Origin of the sequence: Algoriphagus winogradskyi, assembly GCF_900182815.1 — a bacterium.
GTDB lineage: Bacteria > Bacteroidota > Bacteroidia > Cytophagales > Cyclobacteriaceae > Algoriphagus > Algoriphagus winogradskyi.
The window spans coordinates 395,834-420,472 of the sequence record NZ_FXUA01000004.1 but is presented as its reverse complement, the minus strand read 5'-3'; the positions used below and the strand labels follow the sequence as shown (position 1 = coordinate 420,472).

The window sequence follows — 24,639 nt, the reverse complement described above, 5'->3', positions numbered from 1 at the left end:
TTAGATACCAATATTGTAATCCATCGAGAGACAGACAAAGTTTCAAATCAGAATATAGGAATACTATTTAACTGGTTGGATAAACTGCACTTTACAAAATGTGTTCACCCGTTGACTTTGACAGAGTTACAAAAGCATGCTAGTATCCAAGTTGTTAATTCAATGTCTATAAAGCTTGGTAGCTATCAAGAATTGAAAACGCCAGCACCTTTAAAGCAGGAAGTTCTTGAAATCATTGAAAAATACGATACAAAACCAAACGATTTGGAGGACTCAAAACTCCTAAATGAAGTGTTTTCTAGTCGTGTTGACTATCTGATCACAGAGGACAAAAAAATCAATTTGAAGGCTAAATACCTAAATATTGCTGATCGTGTATTTGGGATTGATAGTTTTTTAGAAAAGGTGATCGCAGAGAACCCAGACTTTGTGGACTATTCTGTTCTTTCGGTCAAGAGGGAATATTTTGGGAATATTGATTTGGAAGACGAGTTCTTTGATAGCTTTAGAAACGACTACGTTGGATTTGATAAATGGTACAATAGTAAAGCAGGAGATAATGAAATGGCTTATGTATGCTACGAGGCTGGTGAAATTAAAGCATTTTTATTTCTAAAGGTTGAGGATGAGAAGGAAAGCTATTCTGAAATTTCACCGTCTTTTCTTCCTAAGAGGCGTCTTAAAATTGGAACCTTCAAAGTGGTTAGTAATGGGCTTAGGATTGGAGAACGTTTTTTAAAGATTGTGTTTGATAACGCAAGACTGCGTAAAGTAGATGAGATCTACGTAACAATCTTTGATGGAAGACCTGAGTTGGAGAGCTTGATCAACCTTTTAGGGAAGTTTGGATTTGAAGATCATGGCATTAAAACGACTTCATCAGGAACTGAGAAAGTATTGGTGAGGGACTTTTCCATAAGATTTGACCCAAACCGCCCTTCTAAAACATTTCCATGGCTTTCCAAAACAAGCGACGTTTATATAGTTCCCATCAAACCAGATTACCATAGCGAATTATTTCCTGATTCTATCTTGAAGACAGAGAGTCCTTTAGAATTTGTTGAGAACAAACCTCATAGAAATGCAATTTCAAAATCCTATATTTCCCATTCAAGGAATAGAGGACTCAAATCTGGCGATATTTTAGTTTTTTATAGATCAGGAGGTATTTATAAAGGAGTAGCCACCACAGTTGGGATTGTAGAAGAGACAATAGACGGTATAAATAATCTAGAAGAACTTCGTCAAATATGCCGTAAACGATCCGTGTTGTCTGATGAGGAACTTGTCGAATACTGGAACAGGTATCCGAAAAACAGGCCTTTTGCATTCAATTTTCTATATGCATTCTCTTTTAAGAAACGAATCAATCTTAAGCAAATGCTAGATGAAGGAATTTTGGCCAACTTTGATAGTATAAAGACCATCAGTAAGATGGGTCGTGAAGAATTTAAAAAGCTTATAACGCTAGCAGGAATATGAAAGTACTATTATCGATCAAACCCGAATTTGCCGAAAAGATCTTTGACGGCACAAAGAGATTTGAATTTCGAAGAAGAATATATAAAAATGAAGCGGTTAAATCGGTAATCGTCTATGCCTCAGCTCCTATAAGTAAAGTGATCGGTGAGTTTGATATCAAGACGGTGCATCACGACAATTTAAATTCTCTCTGGGATTCTACATTTGAGTTCGCAGGGATATCAGAGGAATTCTATCGTGAATACTTCAGTGGAAAGGATACGGGATACGCGATAGAAGTAAAAAAGGCTAAGAAGTATCGAGAACCACTAGGTATTAGGGAATCTTTTGGGATTGCTCCACCGCAGTCTTTTGCCTACATTGATACTATTTAAAAACAAAAAATTATATATTATTGCAAATTGTAAATGGATATTAATTTCGATAGTGCCCAAATTAGTTTAATTGAGTCTGCTATAAAGTATACATTTGAAAACTTTACTAATATTTCAAAAAAGATTGGTATGAAAGTTTCAGATAAAATTAAATTTGAAAAGGCTATAAGAAATTACGTCGAAAATTATGTTCATAGAAATGGATCGATTAAAATCTTGGGAATGACAAAACCGATTTCCCTTAAAGATTTATATATTAATTTAGAAACGCATTCTCCTACAAATTTAAATAAATATGAGTCAATTAATTCTTTAGAATTATCATATAAAAATGAAAATACCAGACGGTTAAATGTTCATTCAAAGAATAGAAGGTCAGGAGTAGAAGTAGCTAATTGCGATAAGTATTTGTGTGTCTTGGGGAGCCCTGGTTCAGGTAAAACAACTTTTTTAAAGAAAATGGGAATTGAATCTTTCTTTGTCAAAACTAAGCCGTTTTTTTTGATAGGTAATAAAGAAGAGAGTGATTTGAAGTATAATTATGTTCATGAATGTATTCCTGTTTTTATTGAATTGAAACAATTTAAGTATGAAAATATAAATTTAATTGAAATAATTAGTGAAGAATTTGAAAATTGTGGATTTCCTGATCCTGATAAAACAGCCATTAGTTTTTTGACTAATGGTAAAATGCTCATATTGTTAGATGGATTAGATGAAGTTCCAAATGATAAGTTAAATTCTATTATTTCTCATGTAAAGAATTTCTCAGATAAATATAGGAACAACAGATTTATTATTTCTTGTAGAACGGCATTCTATAGATCTTATTTTAGTGTCTTTAATGTTGTTGAAGTTTCAGATTTCAATGATGAACAAATCATTCATTTTGCTCAGAATTGGTTTTCTAATAAAACCTCAACTGAAGTTGAAATGAGTGAAAGATTTCTTTCCAATCTTTTTAATAAAGAGTATCAATCAGCTCTTGAATTGGCTAGAACACCACTTTTGTTAACGTTTTTATGCTTATCCTTTGAGGTGAGCGACCAATTGCCTTTAAAAAGAGGGTTATTGTATAAAAGATCTTTAGGTATTTATTTAGAAAAATGGAATTTAGAAAAGGGGGTATTCGTTGAAAGTATTCATAAGTATTTAAATGTTGATTTAGAGCTAGATATGCTCTCTGAAATAGCATTAGCTTTATATAAGGAAGAAAAGATTTTCTTTTCAAAAATGGAATTGATAAAATTGATAAGTATTTTTCTTAGCAAGAATGAAAAATTAAAGGATGAAATTGGTCCCAGTCAAGTGTTAACGTCTCTTGAAGTTCATAAAGGGATATTTGTAGAACGAACAATTGATATATATTCCTTTTGTCATTTAACAATTCAAGAGTATCTTGTCGCGCATTATTTTCAATCGAAAAATATAACAGATGAATTAGTAGATGGATATCTTTTTAATCCAAAATGGAATGAAATTTTACTGCTGTTCTCAGGGATTTCCAATTCTGATCAAGTTCTTCGTTTTAGTGTTAATTCATTAAATGATTATTCTTCAAAAAATGATATGTTAATACATGTATTTTTTGTAATTGATAAACATATAATTCAAGAGGATAATGAGGTTTTGAATTTTTCAAGGAGAGTTTTTATAACAATATTTTTATTGCTTTATGTTCGAGATTCAAATGAAACAAATAAAATGGATAATTTTTCCCATTTCGAAGAAATACCTTTGAAAATCATGAAGAGATTGGGATATGATGTGGATTTTAAATTATATAAAAATCTTAATAGGAAAAGAACTGTTTCAATTCTTCAGCAACTTCAAAAATTTACATTTTTGAGTATTGACATCGTACCAATACTTAAAAAGGTGGAAATGGAAGAAGATCTCAAAATTTCTGGAATGCCAGGCTCAAGAAATAAACAGAATAGAAGGTTTATAAATTTGGTGCTTGAATGTTTAGGTTTTGATACGAAATTTTTCAGTTTTGGATCAGTAAGAATGAAGCCTCTGATTGATTATTTACAAATTTGTGATTTAATAATACGATGCAAGCAAGAGTCTATAATAGTCGATGAGGTTAATTGGAGACTTTATTGCAAAAAGTTGCTTTCGAATTTTGAAGAACATCCAATGTCTATTTGATAAATACGATTCTTTTCTTGCAAAATTTATCTATAGTGTGACGTATGAATTCTCTCGTTTTAGATTTGTTTCCATACGCATCTTATTGTTTGGATTTTTGTAACTCATTTTTGAACTCTTCTTTTCTACCATCAACTTCTCCAGAAGTTCTTTAAACTTCTAATCGTTATTGTTATAGGTGCCTATAAAACCACTGTTACTATTACTTCGATCTCCAATATTATTGTGATTGACTAATGCGCTTTCAGTAAAGAAAAATTCTGCAGGAATTTCAAAGAATTTACTAAGCTTAACCGCATTTTCGATTGTTAACCTCTTTTTACCATCTATTGTTGCCACAAGATCTTCTTTTGGAATATCAGATCCCTTTGCTACTTCAGAAAGGTCTAAATTTTTATCTAATAGAAGAGTGTTAATTATAATTCCAGCACTTGTCATTTTATTTTGATATAATGTTGTCAATTTTACTTTTTAAAATTTCAATCATCTCTTTCAATAAGGAGATTTGAGATTCTTTTTCTTTTAATTGTAGATCTTTTTCCAAAAGCAATCTTTCATAAAAAGCATCTACGCTTTTTTCATTGATATAAGTATGGATGTATCCACTATTGCTATTACTCTTCGGACCAGTATTATTGAAATTTATTACAGGAAGCTCTTCAGCTAAGAAATAATCCGGTTTTACCTGATAAAGATCTGCCAATTTTTGAATTCGATCCACAGTGAGTTTTGATTTACCCGCTTCCAAATTTGAATATGTCTTCTGGTTAATATTTAGATAGTCAGCTACAAATTCCTGAGAGTAATCATTTGATTCTCTCAATATCCTCATGATTTTTGGTGTCTTTTCCATAATTAGGAATTTAATTCTGAATTAGAATCTAAATTACTGAATTAGAACTGTTTTACTGGTATAATATGGGTTATATCCTAATATTTGCCTGTAAGCGAATCTTAGTTCAATATAGCGAAGATTCTGTTTATAGAACGTTTAAATCAGGATTTTCATCAAGAAAAGTTAGACAGTAAATGTCCCAAACCAGTCACATACTTCAATATCAGTGGGATCTCTTCCAAGAGGATTGCTTATGTGTACTTGGTTTTCGAAATGATATAACTTGCTATTTACCTATTTACCTATTACCAGTGGAACTCGGCATCACCGCGGTAGATCGCCTATATCCGCTGAAGCCCAAGAATCCGATTTAAGGATTTGGGCACTTTTTCTCTCTGATTGCTCCCGAATCCGCTAGCGTCTCGGGACTATCCACACAGATCAGGGAGTTCTCGATCCCGATTATTCGGGTGACGTTACACGATGATGGAGATCATCTGCTGCAGCAGGTCAACAGCTCCATTACTTCAGTTTATTTCTTATTCATTATTTGTTGGTTGCTCGGTCGGAGCAAGGTGGGAGGATTATGTCTTGTATTGGGTACAAAGTATCGAGTACAAAGTACAAAGTATTTGGAGGGTAGAAGTAGAATTAAGGGCCAGGAGACAAGAAGGTAGAGCCAAGAGTCAAGAAGTTAGAGTTGAGAGATTTCTCAGCCGGAACTCCTTCAAAATGACCTTAAGGTCGGTTGTTAGGATTTCAGATTTCTGACTTTAGCTTTCTGACTTTTCACTTCTGCGACTGCTCACTGCGACTGCCTACTTCTGCTTCCAGCACTTGTACTGAGCGAAGTCGAAGTATCGCACATCGGGCATCCGACACCGGACACCGGTCTTCCGTCTTCCGTCTCCCGTCTTCGGTCCCCTTTCACCGGGCACCGGACATCGGTCACCTGTCTCGCCGTGGCGGACCCAGCATTACAAACATTCAAAAGCAATGAAAAAAACACTACTCATCTGCTTAATGGGACTGCTATGTCTTCCCATAAGCACACTCACAGCACAAGTTGCTGATTCACCTCCGGAGTCTGATTTGGTTGATTACTCCGGTATCCCAGGGCAGGAGGGCGCAAGCTCTTCTGCCTACCCGGATACACTTACCATTGGGGATCAGATTCCTTCCGGGATCGAATTCTCGGAGGTATTACACTATGATTCGGATAAGCTGCGGCTGGATGATTACAGGGGCAAGTATGTGATCCTGGAGTTCTGGGCTCCTACCTGTACCGCCAGCATCGCTTCCCTGCCTCAGCTGCATGCTATTCAGAAGAAGTATGGTGACCGGCTTGCTGTGTTGCCAATCACTGTCTTTGGCGAAGATCAAATCACTGAGACTATTTCAGGAAACAAGCGACTGCAAGCTGTAGGATTACCGCTGGTGGTGGATGCCCGGAAGATGCGATCCTACTTTCCCCATTCGGTGATTCCCCATGTGGTATTGCTCGATCCTGAAGGAAAAGTGGTGGCCATTACAGGGATCGAAGACCTTACCTACACAAATATTGAGCAGCTATTGGCAAATGGGGAAGTGTTATTCCGTGAAAAGAAAGACTATAAAATCTCACTTGCCAAGGAGGAAAAACTTATTTCAGGAGCACCTCAGGTGCAGAATAAAAACATCTGGTTCCAGTCTGCCATGACTGGATATATCCCGGAAGTCCACGGTTCTCTTACCCAGCAGTTCGAGGAGATGTCCCAAATCAGAATTATCAACCTTCCCCTGCTATACCATTATAGCCTTGCTTATTCTGAAAAGAGCCGGGAGGACTACTACAGCCTAAACCGTATGGACACCATAGGTTTTGATCTTGAGGAACTCTGGTCTGATAAAGTAGGCAGGGACTACGAGGATTGGATGGCAGAAGGTACCCATGTATTCGGATATGAACTGATTGCACCTGCCCATGCGGATCCTTACCGTATGATGAGGGAAGATCTGGACCGTTACTTTCCGCATATAGAGGCGCAGGTGGAGAAAAAAAAGTGGATGGTCTATGCTCTGGTACAGCAGGAAGGAACTAGCTACCCGCATGCATCAGGGTCTGAGAAATCCTACAGTACCAAACAGGGGTTGGATATGACTAACTATCCCTTGCAGGGGTTTGTGTACCACCTCAATGCGGCATTTCAAAGAAACAGTCCTTATCCATTTATCAACCTGACCGGAATTGATTATCCGATTGATCTGAGGCTGGATGCCAATCTTTCAGATGTGGAAAGCCTAAAGCAAGCTCTGCTGGCAAATGGGCTAGACCTGATTCTGAGAGAAGAGGAGATAAATGTCCTGGTACTGAGAAAAATTGCTAAACCTAATCTATTGGCACCATGAGAAAGCTAGTGTTCGTTTTACTGGGAATTTTGTCCCTTTCTTTTCAAGCTGCAGAAGCACAGAAAATAGCTGTTTCAGGCAGGGTAGTAGAGGCGGATTCCCAAATGCCCCTTGCCGGGGCAATGGCTACAGTACTTCCCTTAGGAAAGTCGCTGATTGCGGATGGTGACGGTAAGTTTAGTCTTGCGCTGGAGCCGGGAGAATATCGTTTCGTACTTCAGTTTATGGGCTATGCCTCGCTGGATACTTCAGTGAGTGTTACTATGTCTGAAGAATTGATATTTGGATTAAAACCACTAGAGATGGGTCTGGATGAAGTGGAAGTGGTTTCTACAGGGTATCAGAAAATCCCTAAGAGCAGGGCATCAGGATCATTTGTCAGTTTGGATGAGGAGCTGATAGACCGAAGAGTCAGCACGAATCTGGTGGACAAGTTGGAGGATGTCACTTCTGGACTGATATTCAACAGGGCTGGAGATCAGGTTAGGGATCCTATATCCATCAGAGGCAGAAGCACCCTGGGTAATTTCTCACAGCCACTCATTGTTATAGATAATTTTCCTTTTGACGGAAGTCTGGAAGATATCAACCCGAATGATGTGCAAAGTATTACGGTTTTGCGTGATGCAGCAGCAGCCTCCATCTGGGGAGCCAGGGCAGGTAACGGGGTCATTGTCATTACCACCAAATCAGGTAAAATGGATCAGGCAATGAAGTTCAACTTGACTGCCAATACCAACTGGATTCAGCAGCCGGATCCCTTTCTGAGTCCTAATCTATCGGTCAGTGATTTTATTACCCTAGAAGAGCAGCTCTTTGAGGCTGGATACTATAACAGTACATTTTCCAACCCTTCCAGACCTGCTATTACCCCGGTGGTAGAAACTCTATACCAACAGCGGGAAGGTCTGATTACTGCGGAAGAGGCCAAGGGGAGAATAGCCGCATTCCGCAGTTATGATTTGCGGGAGGATGTACAGCGATACCTCTATAGGCCCCAGTTGAACCAGCAGTACAGTTTGGGACTGTCTGGAGGATCTTCCCATCACAGTTATCTAATAGCGCTGGGCTATGATAAGCAGCGCCTGTCAGAAGTCGGGAATTCCAGTAACAGACTCACGCTGAATGTGAAAAATGACTTCAGCCTGTTAAATGATAAACTGGGTATTCAGTTTGGGATTTATGGAGTAAAAAGCAGGCAAGTAGATCAGAATGCCGGAGCCAATGAGCTGTACTTCACCTCAAATCAGGGCATGTATCCTTATGCAAGACTGGCAGATGAAAGCGGAAATCCACTGGGACTAACCAACCGTTTCAGCAATAGTTTTAAGCAGGAGGCAGAATCAGCAGGATTGTTGGATTGGCAATATGTACCTCTGGAAGAAATCGGAAGGAGCCCGACAGAAGCTATTCAGGATGACTGGAGGCTAAACCTTGGTTTGAACTATAAGCTACTGAAGGGGCTGGATATGAAAGTTCTCTACCAATATTGGCAGCAGGGGAGCAGGAATGTGACCAGCTACAGCCAGGACAGCTACTTTGTCCGGGAGCAGATCAACTTGTTCAGTGAGTTTGATGAAAACGGAAATCTAATCAGAAACATTCCTATGGGTGGGATACTGAGAAGATCCGACAGATTTTCCTCCAGCCACTCAGTCAGGGGAATGCTGGATTATTCTACCAGTTGGCAGGACAGCTGGGAGTTTAGCTCCTTGGCTGGGGTAGAGCTGAAATCCCTGAACTCCCAAACTTCTTCCGGCGGGTTATATGGCTACAGACCGGAGACGTCTAGTATTCAGACAGTGGACTTTCTGACGCCTTTTCCGCAGTATCACAATCCAAGACAAACATCACAGATTCCCAATTCAGATCGCATAGGGGCAGGTGCTGATCGCTTTTATTCCCTTTTTGCCAACGGGTCTTTGGAATATGGAAACAGGTACCTGCTCACGATCAGTGCCCGAAAGGATGCCTCCAATTTATTTGGAGTAGATGCCAACCAACGGGCAGTTCCCTTATGGTCCGCAGGTTTGGGATGGGTTTTAAGCGAGGAATCATTTTATAATTGGGAAAAATTGCCTTATGTGAAAATGAGGTTTTCCTATGGGTATAATGCCAATGTGGACAGAAATTTATCTGCTTACACTACAGCACGTATCAGTTCGGGCGGTACGCTTACGAATTTACCTTTCGCCAGCATTGTAAATCCCCCGAACAGGAATCTGCGATGGGAAAGGATCAAGATAGCAAACCTGGGAGTGGATTTGGAAAGCAAAAATGGCAGGATCTCAGGGACATTGGAGTTTTACCTGAAGGAAGGTCTGGATCTGATCGGGCAATCGCCCTATGCACCCAGTTCTGGAATACAGGTTTTCAATGGAAATAATTCCTCGACCAGTACCAAGGGATTTGATCTGCAGTTGGAAACCAAGAATTTGACAGGAGAATTTCAATGGAATACAGTGTTGCTACTTTCAGGACTTAAGGAAGAAGTCACGGGATATGAAATAGAGTCACCGGTCAGTAGTTTACTGGATAGAGGCGCCAGCGGAGCAGGGGGAGGGGTCAATTTTCCAGTGGTAGGAAGGCCACTGTTTTCCTACTACAGTCTTCCTTGGGCTGGGTTGAATCCTGAGACAGGGGCTCCGATGGGAATACTCAATGGTGAGCCATCCGTGGATTATCGAACCATAGTCAACGAGGCCAGTCTGGAAAGTATAGTTTACCATGGACCAGCCAGACCGACTACTTTTGGGGCACTGAGAAATACCTTCAGCTATAAGGGATTCAGCCTTTCGGCAAACATCAGTTATAGATTCGGATATTATTTCCGAAGGACTTCTGTTCAATACAATAGCATCATGATGGGCAGGGGTGGACATTCGGACTACGGACTCAGGTGGCAGACGCCAGGCGATGAGGAGTTTACCCAAATTCCGTCCATGCCGGATTCACGTGATACTTTCCGTGATACTTTCTACCGAAACAGCGCAGCATTGATAGAGAAGGGAGACCATATCCGTCTGCAGGATGTCAGATTAGGGTACATGCTGCCTAAAATCCAATCCGGGTTTCTATCTGGAGTAAGGAGGGCAGAGCTATTCTTATATGCTAATAATTTAGGAATCATCTGGAAATCCACTGATACAGATTGGGATCCTGATTTTGGATGGGCTACGCCCAGAAAAAGCATTGCCCTGGGGCTTCAACTGAACTTCTAAACTAAAAAAAGAAACTGCCGGATGCTTTCTTCATATAGAGAGGAGTGGTAACCTCTAAATCATACAAATCCGGCATAGCCGCGGTGGAGAAGCCTCCGCGGCCCCTTTTGGACTAATTATAATCATGTGAAATATCCATGACGGGCGGTCGACACACAGGGGTATGATTATATCCTAGCATGCACCGAATTACCAAATATGCTTGTTGTTAAGGTGCGGGCGGGGGTGACGCAGCAGCGAGCCAGGCGGCTGGACTGCGCGAGGAAGCTTTGCTGGCGTCTTGGCCTTTTGGTTCTTTTGGGCCAAGCCAAAAGAACAGGAAAATTGAGGCCCACTTCTTTAAAAGAACTAAAAAATCTAAAATATAAACACATGAAAAAAAAATATTCAATTGTATTCATTTTCCTTGTCCTTGCTGTAGGTACAGCTTGTGATGATTACCTGGATGTCAAGCCAGACCAGAGTCTGGTAGTTCCCTCTACGATGGAGGATATCCGATTATTACTGGATAATACCACTGTTCTAAACAAGCAGCCTGTTCTTACCCTCCATGGAGGAGATGAGTATTTTGTCAGCGACGAAGGTCTACCCACGCTGGGATTGCCAGAGCAAGGCGCATATCTATGGCTGGACGATCTTTTTCAGGGAGACCCTGCTTACGACTGGTCTACCCCTTATCAGCAGGTTTTTTATGCGAATGTTGCCTTGGATGCGCTGGAGGAAATTCCTTACAAAGACGGAGTAGATTATAAAACGCTTAGAGGGGAGGCACTCTTTCACAGAGCGCATGCTTACTACCATTTGCTTCAGGAATTTGCCCCTCCCTATCAGTTGGGTGGGGAAAATGAACAGTTACTCGGAATAATCCTGAAGGACAGTCCTGATGTGAACTCAAAAGCTGAACGCTCCACGTTGGAGGAAAGCTATAGCCGTGTATTGATGGATTTAACTGAGGCTGCCACATTGCTACCAGATTTTCAGTTGCCAAAGAGCAGACCTACTAAAGCGGCTGCTCTGGGAATGTTGGCACGTTTGAAGTTATGTATGTTTGATTATGAGGGCGCTTCCGACGCGGCAGAAGAAGCATTGGAGATTTATACCGAACGGCTGGATTTCAATAACATAGATGTAGCCGCCAATCGCCCATTTGTCCGTTTTGGGGAGGAGACTGTCTTTTACTCTGAACTGGTGACAGTCACATTTATCTTCTCATCTGAAGTATTTGTGGATACTACGCTAATTGAAAGCTACCAACCAGGTGATTTGAGACTACAGGCATATTTTGATCAGGTTGGGGAGAACCGATATCAAGAACGGGGAAGGTTAACTGGAAATATACTCTCATTCGGAGGACTAAGTACCGGGGAACTTGAGCTGATGGCAGCCGAGGGATTGGCATGGATAGGTGAGGAGGAAAAAGCAAGAGAGTATTTGAACTCGCTGCTTAGTCGCAGGATAAAGCCGGAGAGCTTTATTCCCGTAGATGCCGTAGGGGAGGATTTAGTAAATGAAATACTGTTGGAGCGTAAAAAGGAATTGGTAGGAAGAGGTCTTAGATGGACGGATTTGAGAAGGCTCAATCAATATCCTGAGCATTCCAAGAAAGTAGAGCGAATAGTTGAAGGACAGCTGATAAGTCTTGAGCCCAACTCTTTAAATTATGTTTTTCCTATCCCTGATGAAGAAATAGTGTTATCCGGCGTGAAGCAGAATGCACGATAAAAAAATCCCCAACACTGCAGGTGTTGGGGATTCGTACTTTATTGAGGGACATAAATTCCCGGGGTGAGTTCTGAGATCTCTCCATATGGATCATCATTTTCGAACTCTACCCTACACACTTGGCTGGTGGTGTTGCAGAGATAATCTGTACCAAGATTTTCATCTGTGATTTCCCTATAGCCATTAGTGGCAGCATGCATGGGATCAGAGTCCGGAGTCCATACTTTTGGATCAACCTTGTCTGTCACCATAGTCGGCACATTCATGGCCAGGGCCATTCCAGCTCCTAGCACTAATCCCAGTGCCGGAAGCATTTTAACTAGTTTATTCATGGTATTGTCCTGTTTTTTAACCGATCAAAAACAGGAAAACCGTTTTCGGTTGTTTGCCTACTCTGAAAAGGGTTTTCGGCATCTCCCTTTGGGAGGCTCATTGGGTTTAGCCAGTCTCTTACCCCAGGCTATTAAGAGAAATGAGTCTCTTTTATTATTTCTAACCTTTGAGGTCTTCAAGACCTCAAAGGTTTTATTCCTAAAGGTTCCAGAAATACTTATTTCATTTAATTATTTTTTCGGGGTGGGGTATTCAGCAGCCCTGCCCTTTTCTTAACCTTTGAGGTTTTCCAAACCTCGAAGGTTTTTATCTTCTTATTCTCCACTCTGGTCTGTATTTTACTAACCAACTTTCCCATTTCGATTCCTTTTCAACCTCCTGCATTATATCTAGTTTCCGGAAGATGACTCTGCGCAGGAGGGTAATGGTCTTTATTCTTTCTTTACCATGGGGCCCGATAGCTATCGGGCCACCCATGCCTGTCCGCCGTGGCGGAGCTATTAATGGTTTCACCCCTTCAGGGTGATACTCACACTTCTCTACTTTTAAATATTTTAAATTTTTAATTCCTTCATTTTAAATTTCTAATTCCATCATTTTAAATTCTTCGCTCCAGCCCCCAGCTCCATTCTCCCCTTTAAGGGTTGCCGGTCACTACTTTCCCCAATTTTAAATTTCTAATTTTCACATTTTAAATTATATAGTCCCCAAACTCCCATCCCAATACACACCAAATTCATCCAAAAGTGCTCGGTCCAACCCAGGCTCTCTAGAATTCCGGCACAGTTGCAAGGCACCCTGGGAAAAGCTCCTACCCAGATCAGCCCCACATAGGTAGTGAAGACAGTGAGGAGGAGGATGCTTGAGAGGTATCCCCACCATCGGGTCACTGAAAAGAGCAGGAGCAGGGCAATCATCAACTCTACTATTGGAACTATATAAGCCAGTATTTCCGCGAGGTCTGCTGGGAAGGTCTGGTTATGAAAAGCTTTTCTGCTTGATTCAAATCGTATCAGTTTATCCAGACCTGTATAGGTCCAGAGTAAAATGAGTACTGTTGAAATTATTTTGTCCATGGTCTATTTTATTAAATAATAATTCCATTCGGAGACGATTACGCTTCCTCTCCTCGAGGAGATCCTGTCACGATGAGCCAAGCATATCTAGAGTTGGCTGAAGCACTTCTAATCACTGAAAGAAATTTAGGGCTCTGGTTATCAAAGCACTACTTCAAATAAGGGAGAAAGCATTCTAGACTAGTAAAACCCCTCAAATGAAGGTTTTTTGATCAAAATCTTTGAAATCATTAATTTTTATTTGGATCAATTCTTACTTAATAATAAATTAACATGTAAGAATTAGTTGGTTTAGGACTGGATTCTTGGATAATGCTTTTCACCCCGCTGTTTTGATTTAGTACACTTTTACTAGCTATAAAATGGAAAAGCGAGATTTTATGAATCAGCTTATAACTGATTTCAACAGTATCAAGAGGTTTTCTGATGAGTCATACGAGAGTGTTTATCAGAAACTGACTTTGTGCAGAGTATCTAGAGGACAGGTACTCAAAAAGGTGGATATGGTGGATGATAAGAGCCGCTATATAGGTAAAGGATATGTAGGCCTGTATCAGGAAGCTCAGAATGGCTTTAAGCTGTTTAGGATATTTGGTCCATCTGATGTAGCATTTGATGAACAGTCTTTTCGGAGTAATACACCTTCGAAAACACTTTTACGGGCTTTGTCAGAAACAGTATTCCTGGAATTCTCTCTGGAGGCTGAAAACGAATTGCTCTCCAACAAACCTGAATTTTATTCTCTTGCGCTGGAAGTAGCCCACCGTATCAATAAACGGCAGGTAGAACAGCAAGCGATAAAAGCCAGAAAGTTTACGGATGGTTTTCCGCTCCTGCTTAAGAAATTTCCCGGGATAGGTCAATACCTCAAAAATCAGGATTTAGCCGATTTTTTCAATTGTAGTATTAGTACCGTAGAGCGACTGAAATACTCCATAATGAGCGATCATGAAAACAAGTCATGAATTCCCTGTAGCAATAAACCTGCATTGTAAGGCGATCGATGTTAAGGTTCTCAAATGGGCCTGGGAAGCAGGGCTATTTGAAAGTCCTGCCGAATTTGAGCGCTGCAGAATTCAGAAAATCAACTGGTTTGCCGGCTACCTTTTTCCAGAAGAGGATGCTGAAAGACTGGAGTTGATAATGAAGTTCTTCCTTAGCTTGTTTCTGCTGGATGATCTGCTTGATATAGGCAGCGATAGATCTTTGATAGAATTTCTGGAAGATCTGAAAACTGGTAATTCCATACATTCCAGCAATAGGCTGCATAGTTTGGGATATGCACTTTTGCTTTTACATAAGGAAATTGAACAGAAATATGCTGTTTCATATGAAAGTGAACAGTGGTATAATGCCTGGCTGGAATACCTACAAGCCTTGCAATGGGAAGTCCGGATTAAAATGGAGGGGATCAAACCTGAGTTGGAAGAGTACAGAATATACAGGCCAAAATCCTCCGGTGTCTATTTGGCAATGATTCTCAATAGACAGGGAAAAGATATGCGGGGATGCTTGGCAGAATTTCTGGAATTCTCCATGGCTAGGTACATCTACTTGTCCAATGACCTGGCCTCTTATGAAAAAGAACTGGCAATAGGGGATACGCACAACGAAATAATTATCCTACTGGAATCAATGGGAGATACTGCGATAAGCTGGGTAAAACAAGAATTGAGACAGCTTCGCAAAAGGATTTTAGCTTTGACTAAGCAAGCTTGTATAAGTTTTCAGGGCTGTGAGGAATGGATTCGCAGACTTTTATTGTTGGCAGGGGGCTGCGAAGCCTGGACTGCTGAGACCTCTAGGTATCAGAATTATATCAACGGAAAGTTGGGTGCTCACTAAAAGGAAGGAGGGGTATCATGTTCAAAAAACGTGTTGTTATTTATCCAAAAGATGTGGTTTACCTGACAGGAAGAAGCGAACGATATGCCCAGATCCTGTTGCACAAGGTTCGTGTGTATGTCAATAAAGAGCCTCACCAGTTTGTGACTATTTCCGACTTCGCACTCTTTTCAGGCATCCCCGAAGAGATGATCCGCAACTATATGATTTAGTTTTTATTGGGCAGTAGCTCAGGCTAGATTCAATAACCCATCCAAGCAAAATAAAGCAAGGGTGAATAATAGTAAAAACGATGTTTCTACGATGCTCCTACGATGCTTCTACGATGCTCATTCGATGGTTCATCGTAGATGGATCGTTGCAGGGTCGTCCAAAGTCCGGGTTAGCCATAGCGCTCTGCTAGGTTTTGGAAGTACCTGAAAATTCTTTTATGCAGCAGAATATTTATGAACATTTAATCAATGATCAGTATGGGAAAAGTAACAGATGGTTTGCTTAGTGGGATTTCCGGAAAAGTCGGAAATCTGGTTTTTTATCAGGTTAATGGGGAGACATTGATCAGGACAAAACCTGGAGTAGGTGGAGGTAGCAGTTCTCCACTTCAAACCTATCATCAGAAAGCTTTTTCCTTGGTGCAGGAATTCTTATCCCCTGTGAAAAAGGAAATAGCCATAGGCTTTGCTGCCTATAAAATAGGCACAAAAAGAGGGATTGATAGAGCGAAGAGCCTGCTGTTGAAAAACGCCATATATCCCATCGAAGGAATCCCGGTTTTACAGCCAGAGAAAGTCCTGGTTTCTTCAGGAGATCTAACCGCTGTGAGCGGTGCAGTACTAACTACGACAGAACCAGGTAGATTCAGGATAGAGTGGAGAGTAAACAGTTGGGATGGCTCCGCCCGTGATGGGGATAAGACCTTTGTGGTTCTGTATGACACCGAGGAACCGCGGGTTTTCAGTATTCAGGGGGAAGGTTATAGAAAAGATGGATTCCAGGAGGTGCAATTCCCATGGGTTTCGATTGAGGGTGCAGCAGTATATGTTTATTTCTCATTTTATTCAGAGCGTTCAGGGAAAACGGAGTTTTCGGATTCCGTTTGTTTGGGGAGAATTGAGAAGTAAGAATTAAGACATAAGTATCAAGACGTAAGTATTAAGACGTAAGAATCAAGAGGTAAGAATCAAGAGGTAAGAATCAAGAGGTAAGAATCAAGAGGTAAGAATCAAGAGGTAAGAATCAAGAGGTAAGAATCAAGAAGTAAGAATCAAGAGGTAAGAATCAAGACATAAGTAATCAGTATCCTTTCCATGATCTGAGTCTCACAGACCATTTCCTTTCTGTTGTCCTGCTTCTCCAGAAGCTGGACTCAACTGCTAGCAGATACAAACCAAGCCCCCCTTTCCATGGTCTGTGTCTCACAGACCCAACTATTCCTGACTTTTGCTATTGCATTCTCAGGACAGCCTTTCAACGACTTGATTGAATGTTCTTCATTCAACATTTCTAACAATGATGGCTACCCGTTTCCATCTTGCTGGCATACCGAATTCATCTCCGATAGACGATTCAGGGCCAGCGCTGGTAAAACCTTATACTTCTTTGAGCTGGGGTTGAAACCCCAGCCTATTGACTACAATCATGTTTCTTGACTGCCTACTACTTCATCATTCGCTATTCGAAATTTTACATTCATCATTTTTAACAACTAACATCGATCCCCCAACACCAGCCATTTCCATTCATGGTCTGTGTCTCACAGATCCAACTATCCATGGCTTTTGCTGATACATTCTACTGACTGAATTTCAATGGTTTAATTGTATGTTGTTCATTCAACATTTCTAACAATAATGGCTACCCGTTTCCATCTTGCTGGCACCAGGATTTCATCGCCGAATTATGATCTCGGGCCAGCGCTGGGGAACGAATATAACCTCCATCCCAGGGTTGAAACCCTGGGCTACAAATTTGCCATGCCTACGGCATTGTTCAGTTTCCAACTTCCCTGCTTTCAAACCTCCGATACCCGCCAACTCCTAACTGCCACCCGCGAAAAGAAATTTGCAATGTGGTAGAACCTCTGCTGTTCGTAAGGGCGCGGTGGGAAGCTGAAATAGCGGGGCAGGCGGCTGGAATGCGCGTTGAAGCATTATTTCAGCAAGCCTTTTGGTTACTTTTGGGCTCAAAAGTGACAAGAAAGAAACCATCTGGCTCGCCTCCCTTCGTTTCTCACAGATCATTTCCTTTCTGTTGTCCTGCTTCTCCAGAAGCTGGACTCAACTCTTACCAGATAAAGAACAAGCCCCGAACTTCCACCCATTTTAAATTTTAAATTCTCAATTCCTCCTCACCGGACACCGGACATCCAACATCCATCTCACATCCGAAATCGATTCGGATTTCATCTTTCTGGCACCAGGATTTCATCGCCGAATGATGATCTTGAGCCAGCGCTGGTGAACGATTGCGACCTTAATCTCAGGGTTGAAACCCTAGGCTACCCATATTGCATACCTACGGCATGCTCTCCAAATTCCAGATCTCTTACCATTTTAAATTCTCAATTCCTTTATTTTAAATTGTAGCCAACCAACACTTGTCCGCCTTGGCGGAAACTCCACCCATTTTAAATTTTAAATTCTCAATTACTCATCTCCGCTCACCCGGCATCCACATACCGCTTTGGGTATCCTTAGGAGCAATGGTATCATTAGCTGGCTGTATAGCAGAAAACAGAGAAATTCGGGAAAGGGTCATCAGTTTTGTTTGCTGGAAACTTTTGTAAATGAATGTTTTAATTGGAATTCTCTAACAGGAATAATCTACATGTAAGAATTTTTAAATAGCATTCGAAAATCACTTGCAAATCGATTTTTTATTCATGTAACTTGCAGACATTTCCTGGATATAAAGATGTATAAAAAGCTTATTACGTACTTCCTTGGCCTAATTTGGCTCGTGAGTCTATCCGCTTTTTTGTCATTTCAGCCTCATTCCGAATATAGCAAAACTGGAGAGCGGAGATTAGTGACTGTACAGGAATCTATATCTCCTGTAGTTTATTACTTCGGTTCCAACTACAGTCCAAAGACTCCACCGTTTTGCATTGATTGGTCTGTTTGGTCTAAGTTTAATTCGACCTGGATTCCATTTGAAGTTGAGGTTGGAGAGGCTTTTCTTCATTCATCATTTTTTAAAAAGTCCCTTCCTTTATTTGATGTGAAGGAGACTTTTATACATTTTTTCTATACCTGGTAGAGGATATAAAAGCCATGAGCCTTTGACTGGCTCAGTACTCTTTTTATTTATCCCTACTATCATCACAATGTATGAAATTGAACCTGTGACATTACTCATGTCATGCTTACTGATGTGCGCATTTTGCGTACCGTTCATTTATTATGGACAAAAAAACAAGAAGATATCCAAAGCCCTGATGGCAAAACTAGTTGAACTTGCCAAGTTTCAGGGAGCTAACCCTACCGAGGTAGAGAGCTGGAGATTCCGCTATGCTTTAGGCTTGGATGTAAAGCATAATGTGCTAACCTATTTGCGTCAAGATACTGAAAGCCTGAGCTATAATTTGAATTTATCAGAGTTTAAAGCAGTCAAACTTATCAAGAAATATCAAGAGGTAAATGGTAAACCCCAGACTCAAAAACTGCCGGAATACGTTGCCTTGGAGCTTATTCCAGTTGCTTCAGGTGCGCAAGTGATCAGTTTGGAGATCTATGACGGTGAGCTGTATTCAGATCTGATGGGAGAGACAGTTTTGGCCGAAAAGTGGGTGGATATTTTAAATAAACAATTGAATTAAATCTAATCTAGGGTGTCCGCATGGGCACCCTTATTTCTTGGTAAATTATATGGGAAAGCAAAGCGATTCCTGGGGCTCTAGGACAGGGGTGATACTTGCCATGGCAGGTAATGCAGTTGGACTTGGTAATTTTTTAAGGTTTCCAGTTCAGGCCGTCCAAAATGGAGGAGGGGCATTCATCATTCCATACCTGGTCTGTTTTGTACTGATGGGGATTCCCCTGCTCTTTACAGAATGGTCTATAGGTAGGTTTGGTGGGAGGCATGGCAACCATAGTACTCCTTATATTCTGGATTCCATGAGTAGAAGTTCCTGGTGGAAATACATAGGCGTCTTTGGGATTTTTACCAACGTAGCTGTAGTAGCCTATTATACTTACATAGAATCCTGGACTTTTATATATGTGATCCACACCCTGCTTGGGACATTTACCCAAATGTCTCAAGCAGATGTAAGTGGGTTCTTTGTACACTATGTCAACTTGAGTGGCTCAAATTTTGGCATTCCCTTTCTGCCTGTTCTTGTCTATGTGTTGGTTTTGGGTATCAATATTTATATCCTTTCTACTGGACTTGGCGGTATTGAGAAAGTAGCCAAAATCGGAATGCCACTTCTTATATTATTTGGAGCAGTACTAGCTTTCAAAGGATGGACTATGGGCGCCGAAAATGCATCTCCTTCTTTTCCGGATGCAAATGCCTGGGATGGAATCAATTTCCTATGGACCCCACAATATAGTTCCCTGTTAGATCCAAAAGTTTGGCTTGCAGCAGCAGGACAGATATTTTTTACCCTATCTGTGGGAATGGGCTCTATTCAATGCTATGCTTCCTATTTAAAGGAAAACGAAGATCTAGCGCTGAATTCCCTTACTTCAGGTTTTACCAATGAGTTGGTGGAAATTGTACTGGGGAGCGCCATCGTTATCCCCATAGCTGCAGGCTTTCTTGGTCTAGACTGGGTGATCGAAAATGCCGGTTTCGGTATGGCTTTTCAAACAATGCCTTACCTGTTTGTACAGTGGGGAGAAGTGTTCGGTGCTATAGCAGGTATTTGTTGGTTTGGTCTACTTTTCTTTGCCGGAATCACTTCATCACTCGCTATGGGAACTCCCTGGATGGGATTCATGCAGGATGAGTTTGGCTGGGGCAAAGCTAAAGGAGCACTCAGCTTTGGTGTACTCGCATTGGTGATGGGATTGCCTACCATTCTTTTTTATCAATATGGATATTTTGATGAATACGATTACTGGGCAGGAACAGTGAGTCTAGTGGTTTTTGCGCTGTTGGAAATGATTCTATTTACCTGGGTTTTTGGAATGGATAAAGGTTGGTCGGAACTGAATAGAGGAGCAGATATACGCATTCCAGTTGCATACAAATGGATCATGAAATACATTACTCCAATACTATTGTTGTTGGTTCTCACGGCTGCATTGATCACACCTCAGGGAAATGATTGGGCTGGAGCTATTGCAGGCTTAGTAAACGGAGAGGGTTGGGAGCTTGACTCGGGGTCTCTGATTTCAAAGGTTTCTCATGAAGAATTAAAACTTCACCTGATAAATGATCCGGAAAATGCTTTGCTGTACACTAATAAAATTTTCTTCTCATCTCTGGCACGAATCCAACTGGTTGCCCTGTTTTTATTCATCGTAGGGTTGGTGTGGTATTCAGGTGTCAAACGTAAATCACTTTCCCATGAATAGTTCAGCCTTAATTCTCAGTATTACAGTTCAGCTGTTGGTGGTCTTCTTTACAGCTTATTGCTTTTACCAAGTGTTGAAGAAGCCCAAGTCAAATTAAAGTATGTGATTATCCGCAATGATGCCAGTTGCCTTAGAGTCTTTGTTTATTTGGTCGGAAGACCGATGACCGAAGACTCCCGCACTGCCGGGACAGGCTGAAGCGGGGTCAATTCTTAAGTATAACATATCCTTATTTGCTTTTAACTCCATACTGGCACAAAATCCAATGAAAAATGACATAGGCTATTGGATTAAGCAGCTACATACAAGTGTTTGAAGAATTAAACTCCTTGTGTATAGTGACTAGTTTACTTTCAAAGTGTTAATCAATCCCATCGAAAAAATGGGCAAAATCTACTTCTCTTAGCATACAATGCATTTACAACAGGTCATCCCTTTGATCGCCTTTATTTTGGCAACTTATTCTGTTATTGGCAATGATGTCATTCAGACATTAGGAACATTTCTCACGTCTAATCATAAAAAGAAATGGTGGGTTTTGTGGTTCTATGCTGCCTCCATTTTAACCATAGTACTGGTTTACGGTTGGGTTACTCATCAGGGAGACGTTTCCTATGGGAGGCTGAACATGATTCCACTTCCGGAGAACATGCCTTATTGGTATATAATCCCGCCTATAGTGTTGATCATTCTTACCAGGTTTGGTCTTCCGGTTAGTACCACTTTTATGATTTTAAGTGTGTTTTCGTCGCAGGCCGTTATTGAAAAGATGATCCTGAAGTCCGTTTTGGGATACGCAGTAGCATTTGTTTTTGCCTTTGCGATTTATCTTTTGATAGCAAAGCGATTTGAGTCAAAAGAAAGCATCTCCAGATCAGAGAAAGACAAAGCAAAAAAAGGCTGGCTTGTAGCACAATGGCTGTCCACTGGTTTGCTATGGTCGCAATGGTTGGTACAGGATTTTGCAAATCTCTATGTGTATTTACCTAGGCAATTGACTTTGACAGAATTGGTCACTTCCTTAATCATCATTTTGGTGCTAATGGCTCATCTCTTTAGATCCAGAGGCGGTAAGATTCAGGGAATTGTACATTCAAAAGCCAACACCCAGCATATTCGCTCGGCAACCTTTATAGATCTTACCTATGCCATCGTATTGTTTCTGTTTACAGAGCTGAGCAACGTGCCCATGAGTACCACTTGGGTATTTATCGGGATCTTGGCCGGTCGTGAAATTGCGATCAGTTACCGTCTCAATAAAAGCGAAATCGCTAATTCCAGAAAACAAATATTCAGGGACTTATATAAAGTCAATATAGGATTGATTGTAAGTATTTTGCTGGCTTATGCAGTCGGAATGCTAAACGTAATGAAAATATAATAGGAGTGGTTTGGGGTCAGTAGGGAATGTTTCCTTGCATTGGAATAACTGGCTTTTGCCTTACTCATTTAAGGGGAGGCGTCGATTTCCGGCTAAAGTTTCAGAAGAATCCCCCGTTTCAGTTGGTGTCTAGCTTTTTCATATTCACCGCTACTACATTCTAATAATCACGAAGATAGAGAAACATAAAGCCTTATAAACATGAGGATTATAGGGCTTTGATTGAATGACTATTGAGTTGTACTGTTTGGAGGATTATTTGCCGATACAGAAATTCCTAAAAATATTCTCCAACAAATCATCCGTGGTGATTTCCCCTGTGATCTCACCGAGGAAGTGCAGGGAGCGGCGAATGTCCATGGCCACAAAGTCATTGGTGACTTCATTGTCTAAACCGGAAAGAATATCCAATAAGGATTCCCGCGTTTTGACCAAGGAATCGTAATGACGCACGTTGGTTACTACCGTATTGCCTGTTCTGAATTTGTCAAGATTTACCAGTACAAGAATTCTGGATTTGAGTTCTTCCAGATTTTCTTTTTTTCCTGCAGAGATAAAAATAGTATCAGGGTGCTTCTCTTTTAACTCGCTAATTAACTGCGCATTACCTTTGTCTACCTTATTCGCAACTTTTAAGAAAGGGACGCCTTGATTTTCCAGTTTATTTACATCACGATTGATCTCTACCAAGTCTGTATCTCCCAAATCGAAGAGATATAAAATCAAGGAGGCAGACTTCATTTTCTCCTGAGTTCGGCTGACTCCTATGGCTTCAATGGTATCAGTTGTCTCTCGTAAACCAGCAGTATCTATAAATCGGAAGATTACTCCGCCTATATTAATTTCGTCTTCGATGAAGTCACGAGTAGTACCCGCGATCTCAGAAACGATAGCTTTTTCCTCATTGAGTAGGGCATTGAGTAGGGTGGACTTTCCGGCATTTGGCTTTCCGGCGATCACCGTAGGCACACCATTTTTGATCACATTTCCCAGATCAAAGCTCAAGATCAATTCTTCCACCACACGAAGTAAGCGCTCCACAAGGGCTCTCAATTCTTCCCGACTGGCAAACTCCACATCCTCCTCACCAAAATCCAACTCCAATTCTATCATTGAAGCAAAATGTATTAACCTAGATCTAAGTTCCTGTATTTCAGAACTGAATCCACCACGCATCTGGCTTAGTGCAGCTTGATGTGAAGTTTCAGAATCGGCATGAATCAGATCGGCTACAGCTTCAGCTTGCGCCAGATCGAATTGTCCGTTCAGAAATGCCCGCTGAGTGAATTCTCCAGGCTTAGCTGGACGCGCACCTTTGCGGATAAATAATTTGAGAACTTGATTGATGATATAGGAGGAGCCGTGAGTGGAGATTTCCACCACGTTTTCCTTGGTAAATGATTTGGGAGCAATGAAAAGAGAAACCAAGACTTCATCGATGATTTTTTCTCCATCGCGGATGGTTCCAAAATGTATCGTGTGAGATTCCTGTTTTTCCAGATTTTTCCCAAAAAAGACCTCGTTCGTAAGTTGGATAGCGTCTTTGCCGGAGAGGCGGATCACTGCAATGGCTCCAACTCCCTGAGGAGTGGCCAATGCTATGATTGTATCATTTTGCTCGGAAAGTGAAAAACTCATTTTGTGCCGAATCCATTATGTATGATCTGATCTAAACCTTCCAAAAATTGTGCGGGCTGTCTATAGCCTGGCATTTGGGTGATATTTTTTAAAGTGGGATCTATAATCACAAAGTTTGGATAGGACTGAACACGCATAGCTGCTGCCATTTTTGCTTCGGAGTATTTCTTTCCTTTGAAGTCAAATTCGCGCTTGTTGTCCTCAGCATTCATTTTCACAGCGTAAAATTTCTCATTGATGTATTTTATGACATCTGGATCCGTGAAGGTTTCCTTATCCATTTTTTTGCACCAGCCACACCAGTCTGTATATACATCCACTAACAGCATTTTTGGATTTGCTTCTGTAGCGGCTACAGCCTCCTCAAATTTTAGCCATTCAATTTTTTCCTGTGCTTGCGCAAAATTGGCAGTGAGTAATAGAAGACCTATGAATACTAATTTTTTCATGTATTAGAAATATGTTTTTGAAGTCAATTAGATAACTACTGCCTGAGATTGGTTTAAGTTATAATTATCCAATTAAGTGACTTTTTTAAAACTAAGAATTAAGATTATTTGTGTATTCACCATTTTCCCATTAAAGAGCTAGAAGCAAAAGAAGAATTGGTAAACACTACAATAAATGTGGCTTCGGTCATCGCTCTTCTGTCTTCCGTCTAGTTA

20 protein-coding genes are annotated in these 24,639 nt (G+C 40.8%); 14 read left to right on the top strand and 6 right to left on the bottom strand.

Annotated features, from left to right (window positions below):
• Positions 1-162 precede the first annotated feature (162 nt).
• The 3 genes from QOL76_RS13275 to QOL76_RS13265 are packed head-to-tail and all read left to right on the top strand — an operon-like array spanning position 163 to position 4,010.
• The gene (locus tag QOL76_RS13275) at positions 163-1,482 is read left to right on the top strand and encodes a PIN domain-containing protein (RefSeq protein ID WP_283413449.1); all 1,320 of its coding nucleotides are present in this window, start codon (positions 163-165) and stop codon (positions 1,480-1,482) included.
• Positions 1,479-1,856: an ASCH domain-containing protein gene (locus QOL76_RS13270; protein ID WP_283413448.1), complete on the top strand. Its 378-nt coding sequence runs from the start codon at positions 1,479-1,481 to the stop codon at positions 1,854-1,856. Before QOL76_RS13275 ends, QOL76_RS13270 begins: the two co-directional genes overlap by 4 nt.
• A 33-nt stretch (positions 1,857-1,889) precedes the next feature.
• The gene (locus QOL76_RS13265) at positions 1,890-4,010 is read left to right on the top strand and encodes an NACHT domain-containing protein (RefSeq protein WP_283413447.1); all 2,121 of its coding nucleotides are present in this window, start codon (positions 1,890-1,892) and stop codon (positions 4,008-4,010) included.
• Between the two features lie 159 nt (positions 4,011-4,169).
• Here the strand turns inward: QOL76_RS13265 and QOL76_RS13260 are convergent, their stop codons facing one another.
• On the bottom strand, positions 4,170-4,448 hold the full coding sequence (locus QOL76_RS13260; protein WP_283413446.1) for a helix-turn-helix domain-containing protein: 279 nt from the start codon (positions 4,446-4,448) through the stop codon (positions 4,170-4,172).
• A 1-nt stretch (position 4,449) separates the two neighbouring features.
• Positions 4,450-4,863: a helix-turn-helix domain-containing protein gene (locus QOL76_RS13255; RefSeq protein WP_283413445.1), complete on the bottom strand. Its 414-nt coding sequence runs from the start codon at positions 4,861-4,863 to the stop codon at positions 4,450-4,452.
• A gap of 978 nt (positions 4,864-5,841) precedes the next feature.
• Between QOL76_RS13255 and QOL76_RS13250 the strand changes: the two genes are divergently transcribed.
• The 3 genes from QOL76_RS13250 to QOL76_RS13240 all read left to right on the top strand — a co-directional run bounded on the left by QOL76_RS13250 (position 5,842) and on the right by QOL76_RS13240 (position 12,176).
• The gene (locus QOL76_RS13250; protein WP_283413444.1) at positions 5,842-7,233 is read left to right on the top strand and encodes a TlpA family protein disulfide reductase; all 1,392 of its coding nucleotides are present in this window, start codon (positions 5,842-5,844) and stop codon (positions 7,231-7,233) included.
• Positions 7,230-10,454: a SusC/RagA family TonB-linked outer membrane protein gene (locus QOL76_RS13245; RefSeq protein ID WP_283413443.1), complete on the top strand. Its 3,225-nt coding sequence runs from the start codon at positions 7,230-7,232 to the stop codon at positions 10,452-10,454. The genes QOL76_RS13250 and QOL76_RS13245 overlap by 4 nt, the downstream gene beginning before the upstream one ends.
• 372 nt (positions 10,455-10,826) lie before the next feature.
• Positions 10,827-12,176: a RagB/SusD family nutrient uptake outer membrane protein gene (locus tag QOL76_RS13240; protein WP_283413442.1), complete on the top strand. Its 1,350-nt coding sequence runs from the start codon at positions 10,827-10,829 to the stop codon at positions 12,174-12,176.
• 38 nt (positions 12,177-12,214) lie between these two features.
• Here the strand turns inward: QOL76_RS13240 and QOL76_RS13235 are convergent, their stop codons facing one another.
• Both QOL76_RS13235 and QOL76_RS13230 read right to left on the bottom strand, forming a co-directional pair.
• On the bottom strand, positions 12,215-12,508 hold the full coding sequence (locus tag QOL76_RS13235; RefSeq protein ID WP_283413441.1) for a DUF6520 family protein: 294 nt from the start codon (positions 12,506-12,508) through the stop codon (positions 12,215-12,217).
• A gap of 678 nt (positions 12,509-13,186) precedes the next feature.
• Positions 13,187-13,585, bottom strand: a complete 399-nt coding sequence (locus QOL76_RS13230) for a MauE/DoxX family redox-associated membrane protein (RefSeq protein ID WP_283413440.1) — start codon at positions 13,583-13,585, stop codon at positions 13,187-13,189.
• A gap of 380 nt (positions 13,586-13,965) precedes the next feature.
• On the opposite strand from QOL76_RS13230, the gene QOL76_RS13225 reads away from it, so the two are divergent.
• The 8 genes from QOL76_RS13225 to QOL76_RS13190 all read left to right on the top strand — a co-directional run bounded on the left by QOL76_RS13225 (position 13,966) and on the right by QOL76_RS13190 (position 22,336).
• Positions 13,966-14,550 (top strand): cyclic nucleotide-binding domain-containing protein, encoded by a 585-nt coding sequence (locus QOL76_RS13225; protein WP_283413439.1) that lies wholly within the window; start codon positions 13,966-13,968, stop codon positions 14,548-14,550.
• A complete protein-coding gene (locus QOL76_RS13220; protein WP_283413438.1) occupies positions 14,534-15,430 on the top strand; it encodes a terpene synthase family protein in 897 nt (298 codons plus the stop codon). Before QOL76_RS13225 ends, QOL76_RS13220 begins: the two co-directional genes overlap by 17 nt.
• Before the next feature lie 17 nt (positions 15,431-15,447).
• The gene (locus tag QOL76_RS13215) at positions 15,448-15,642 is read left to right on the top strand and encodes a hypothetical protein (protein WP_283413437.1); all 195 of its coding nucleotides are present in this window, start codon (positions 15,448-15,450) and stop codon (positions 15,640-15,642) included.
• A gap of 258 nt (positions 15,643-15,900) precedes the next feature.
• Entirely contained in the window at positions 15,901-16,551 is a 651-nt protein-coding gene (locus tag QOL76_RS13210; protein WP_283413436.1) for a DUF6266 family protein, read from the top strand.
• 1,792 nt (positions 16,552-18,343) lie between these two features.
• Positions 18,344-18,688, top strand: a complete 345-nt coding sequence (locus QOL76_RS13205; RefSeq protein ID WP_283413435.1) for a hypothetical protein — start codon at positions 18,344-18,346, stop codon at positions 18,686-18,688.
• Between the two features lie 178 nt (positions 18,689-18,866).
• Complete coding sequence (locus QOL76_RS13200; protein WP_283413434.1) at positions 18,867-19,247, top strand: hypothetical protein; 381 nt, start codon at positions 18,867-18,869, stop codon at positions 19,245-19,247.
• A gap of 49 nt (positions 19,248-19,296) precedes the next feature.
• The gene (locus tag QOL76_RS13195) at positions 19,297-20,955 is read left to right on the top strand and encodes an SLC5/6 family protein (protein ID WP_283413433.1); all 1,659 of its coding nucleotides are present in this window, start codon (positions 19,297-19,299) and stop codon (positions 20,953-20,955) included.
• 412 nt (positions 20,956-21,367) lie between these two features.
• Positions 21,368-22,336: a hypothetical protein gene (locus QOL76_RS13190; RefSeq protein WP_283413432.1), complete on the top strand. Its 969-nt coding sequence runs from the start codon at positions 21,368-21,370 to the stop codon at positions 22,334-22,336.
• A 255-nt stretch (positions 22,337-22,591) separates the two neighbouring features.
• Here QOL76_RS13190 and mnmE read toward each other — a convergent pair whose 3' ends face one another.
• Together mnmE and QOL76_RS13180 are read right to left on the bottom strand one after the other, a co-directional pair.
• Positions 22,592-23,974: a tRNA uridine-5-carboxymethylaminomethyl(34) synthesis GTPase MnmE gene (mnmE, locus tag QOL76_RS13185; protein ID WP_283413431.1), complete on the bottom strand. Its 1,383-nt coding sequence runs from the start codon at positions 23,972-23,974 to the stop codon at positions 22,592-22,594.
• Positions 23,971-24,423, bottom strand: a complete 453-nt coding sequence (locus QOL76_RS13180; protein WP_283413430.1) for a thioredoxin family protein — start codon at positions 24,421-24,423, stop codon at positions 23,971-23,973. The genes mnmE and QOL76_RS13180 overlap by 4 nt, the downstream gene beginning before the upstream one ends.
• Positions 24,424-24,639 lie beyond the last annotated feature (216 nt).

Coding starts and splice junctions, on each gene's coding strand:
- QOL76_RS13275 (WP_283413449.1), top strand. CDS start 163: ATGTCTATAAAGCTTGGTAGCTATCAAGAATTGAAAACGCCAGCACCT.
- QOL76_RS13270 (WP_283413448.1), top strand. CDS start 1,479: ATGAAAGTACTATTATCGATCAAACCCGAATTTGCCGAAAAGATCTTT.
- QOL76_RS13265 (WP_283413447.1), top strand. CDS start 1,890: ATGGATATTAATTTCGATAGTGCCCAAATTAGTTTAATTGAGTCTGCT.
- QOL76_RS13260 (WP_283413446.1), bottom strand. CDS start 4,448: ATGACAAGTGCTGGAATTATAATTAACACTCTTCTATTAGATAAAAAT.
- QOL76_RS13255 (WP_283413445.1), bottom strand. CDS start 4,863: ATGGAAAAGACACCAAAAATCATGAGGATATTGAGAGAATCAAATGAT.
- QOL76_RS13250 (WP_283413444.1), top strand. CDS start 5,842: ATGAAAAAAACACTACTCATCTGCTTAATGGGACTGCTATGTCTTCCC.
- QOL76_RS13245 (WP_283413443.1), top strand. CDS start 7,230: ATGAGAAAGCTAGTGTTCGTTTTACTGGGAATTTTGTCCCTTTCTTTT.
- QOL76_RS13240 (WP_283413442.1), top strand. CDS start 10,827: ATGAAAAAAAAATATTCAATTGTATTCATTTTCCTTGTCCTTGCTGTA.
- QOL76_RS13235 (WP_283413441.1), bottom strand. CDS start 12,508: ATGAATAAACTAGTTAAAATGCTTCCGGCACTGGGATTAGTGCTAGGA.
- QOL76_RS13230 (WP_283413440.1), bottom strand. CDS start 13,585: ATGGACAAAATAATTTCAACAGTACTCATTTTACTCTGGACCTATACA.
- QOL76_RS13225 (WP_283413439.1), top strand. CDS start 13,966: ATGAATCAGCTTATAACTGATTTCAACAGTATCAAGAGGTTTTCTGAT.
- QOL76_RS13220 (WP_283413438.1), top strand. CDS start 14,534: ATGAAAACAAGTCATGAATTCCCTGTAGCAATAAACCTGCATTGTAAG.
- QOL76_RS13215 (WP_283413437.1), top strand. CDS start 15,448: ATGTTCAAAAAACGTGTTGTTATTTATCCAAAAGATGTGGTTTACCTG.
- QOL76_RS13210 (WP_283413436.1), top strand. CDS start 15,901: ATGGGAAAAGTAACAGATGGTTTGCTTAGTGGGATTTCCGGAAAAGTC.
- QOL76_RS13205 (WP_283413435.1), top strand. CDS start 18,344: ATGTATAAAAAGCTTATTACGTACTTCCTTGGCCTAATTTGGCTCGTG.
- QOL76_RS13200 (WP_283413434.1), top strand. CDS start 18,867: ATGGCAAAACTAGTTGAACTTGCCAAGTTTCAGGGAGCTAACCCTACC.
- QOL76_RS13195 (WP_283413433.1), top strand. CDS start 19,297: ATGGGAAAGCAAAGCGATTCCTGGGGCTCTAGGACAGGGGTGATACTT.
- QOL76_RS13190 (WP_283413432.1), top strand. CDS start 21,368: ATGCATTTACAACAGGTCATCCCTTTGATCGCCTTTATTTTGGCAACT.
- mnmE (WP_283413431.1), bottom strand. CDS start 23,974: ATGAGTTTTTCACTTTCCGAGCAAAATGATACAATCATAGCATTGGCC.
- QOL76_RS13180 (WP_283413430.1), bottom strand. CDS start 24,423: ATGAAAAAATTAGTATTCATAGGTCTTCTATTACTCACTGCCAATTTT.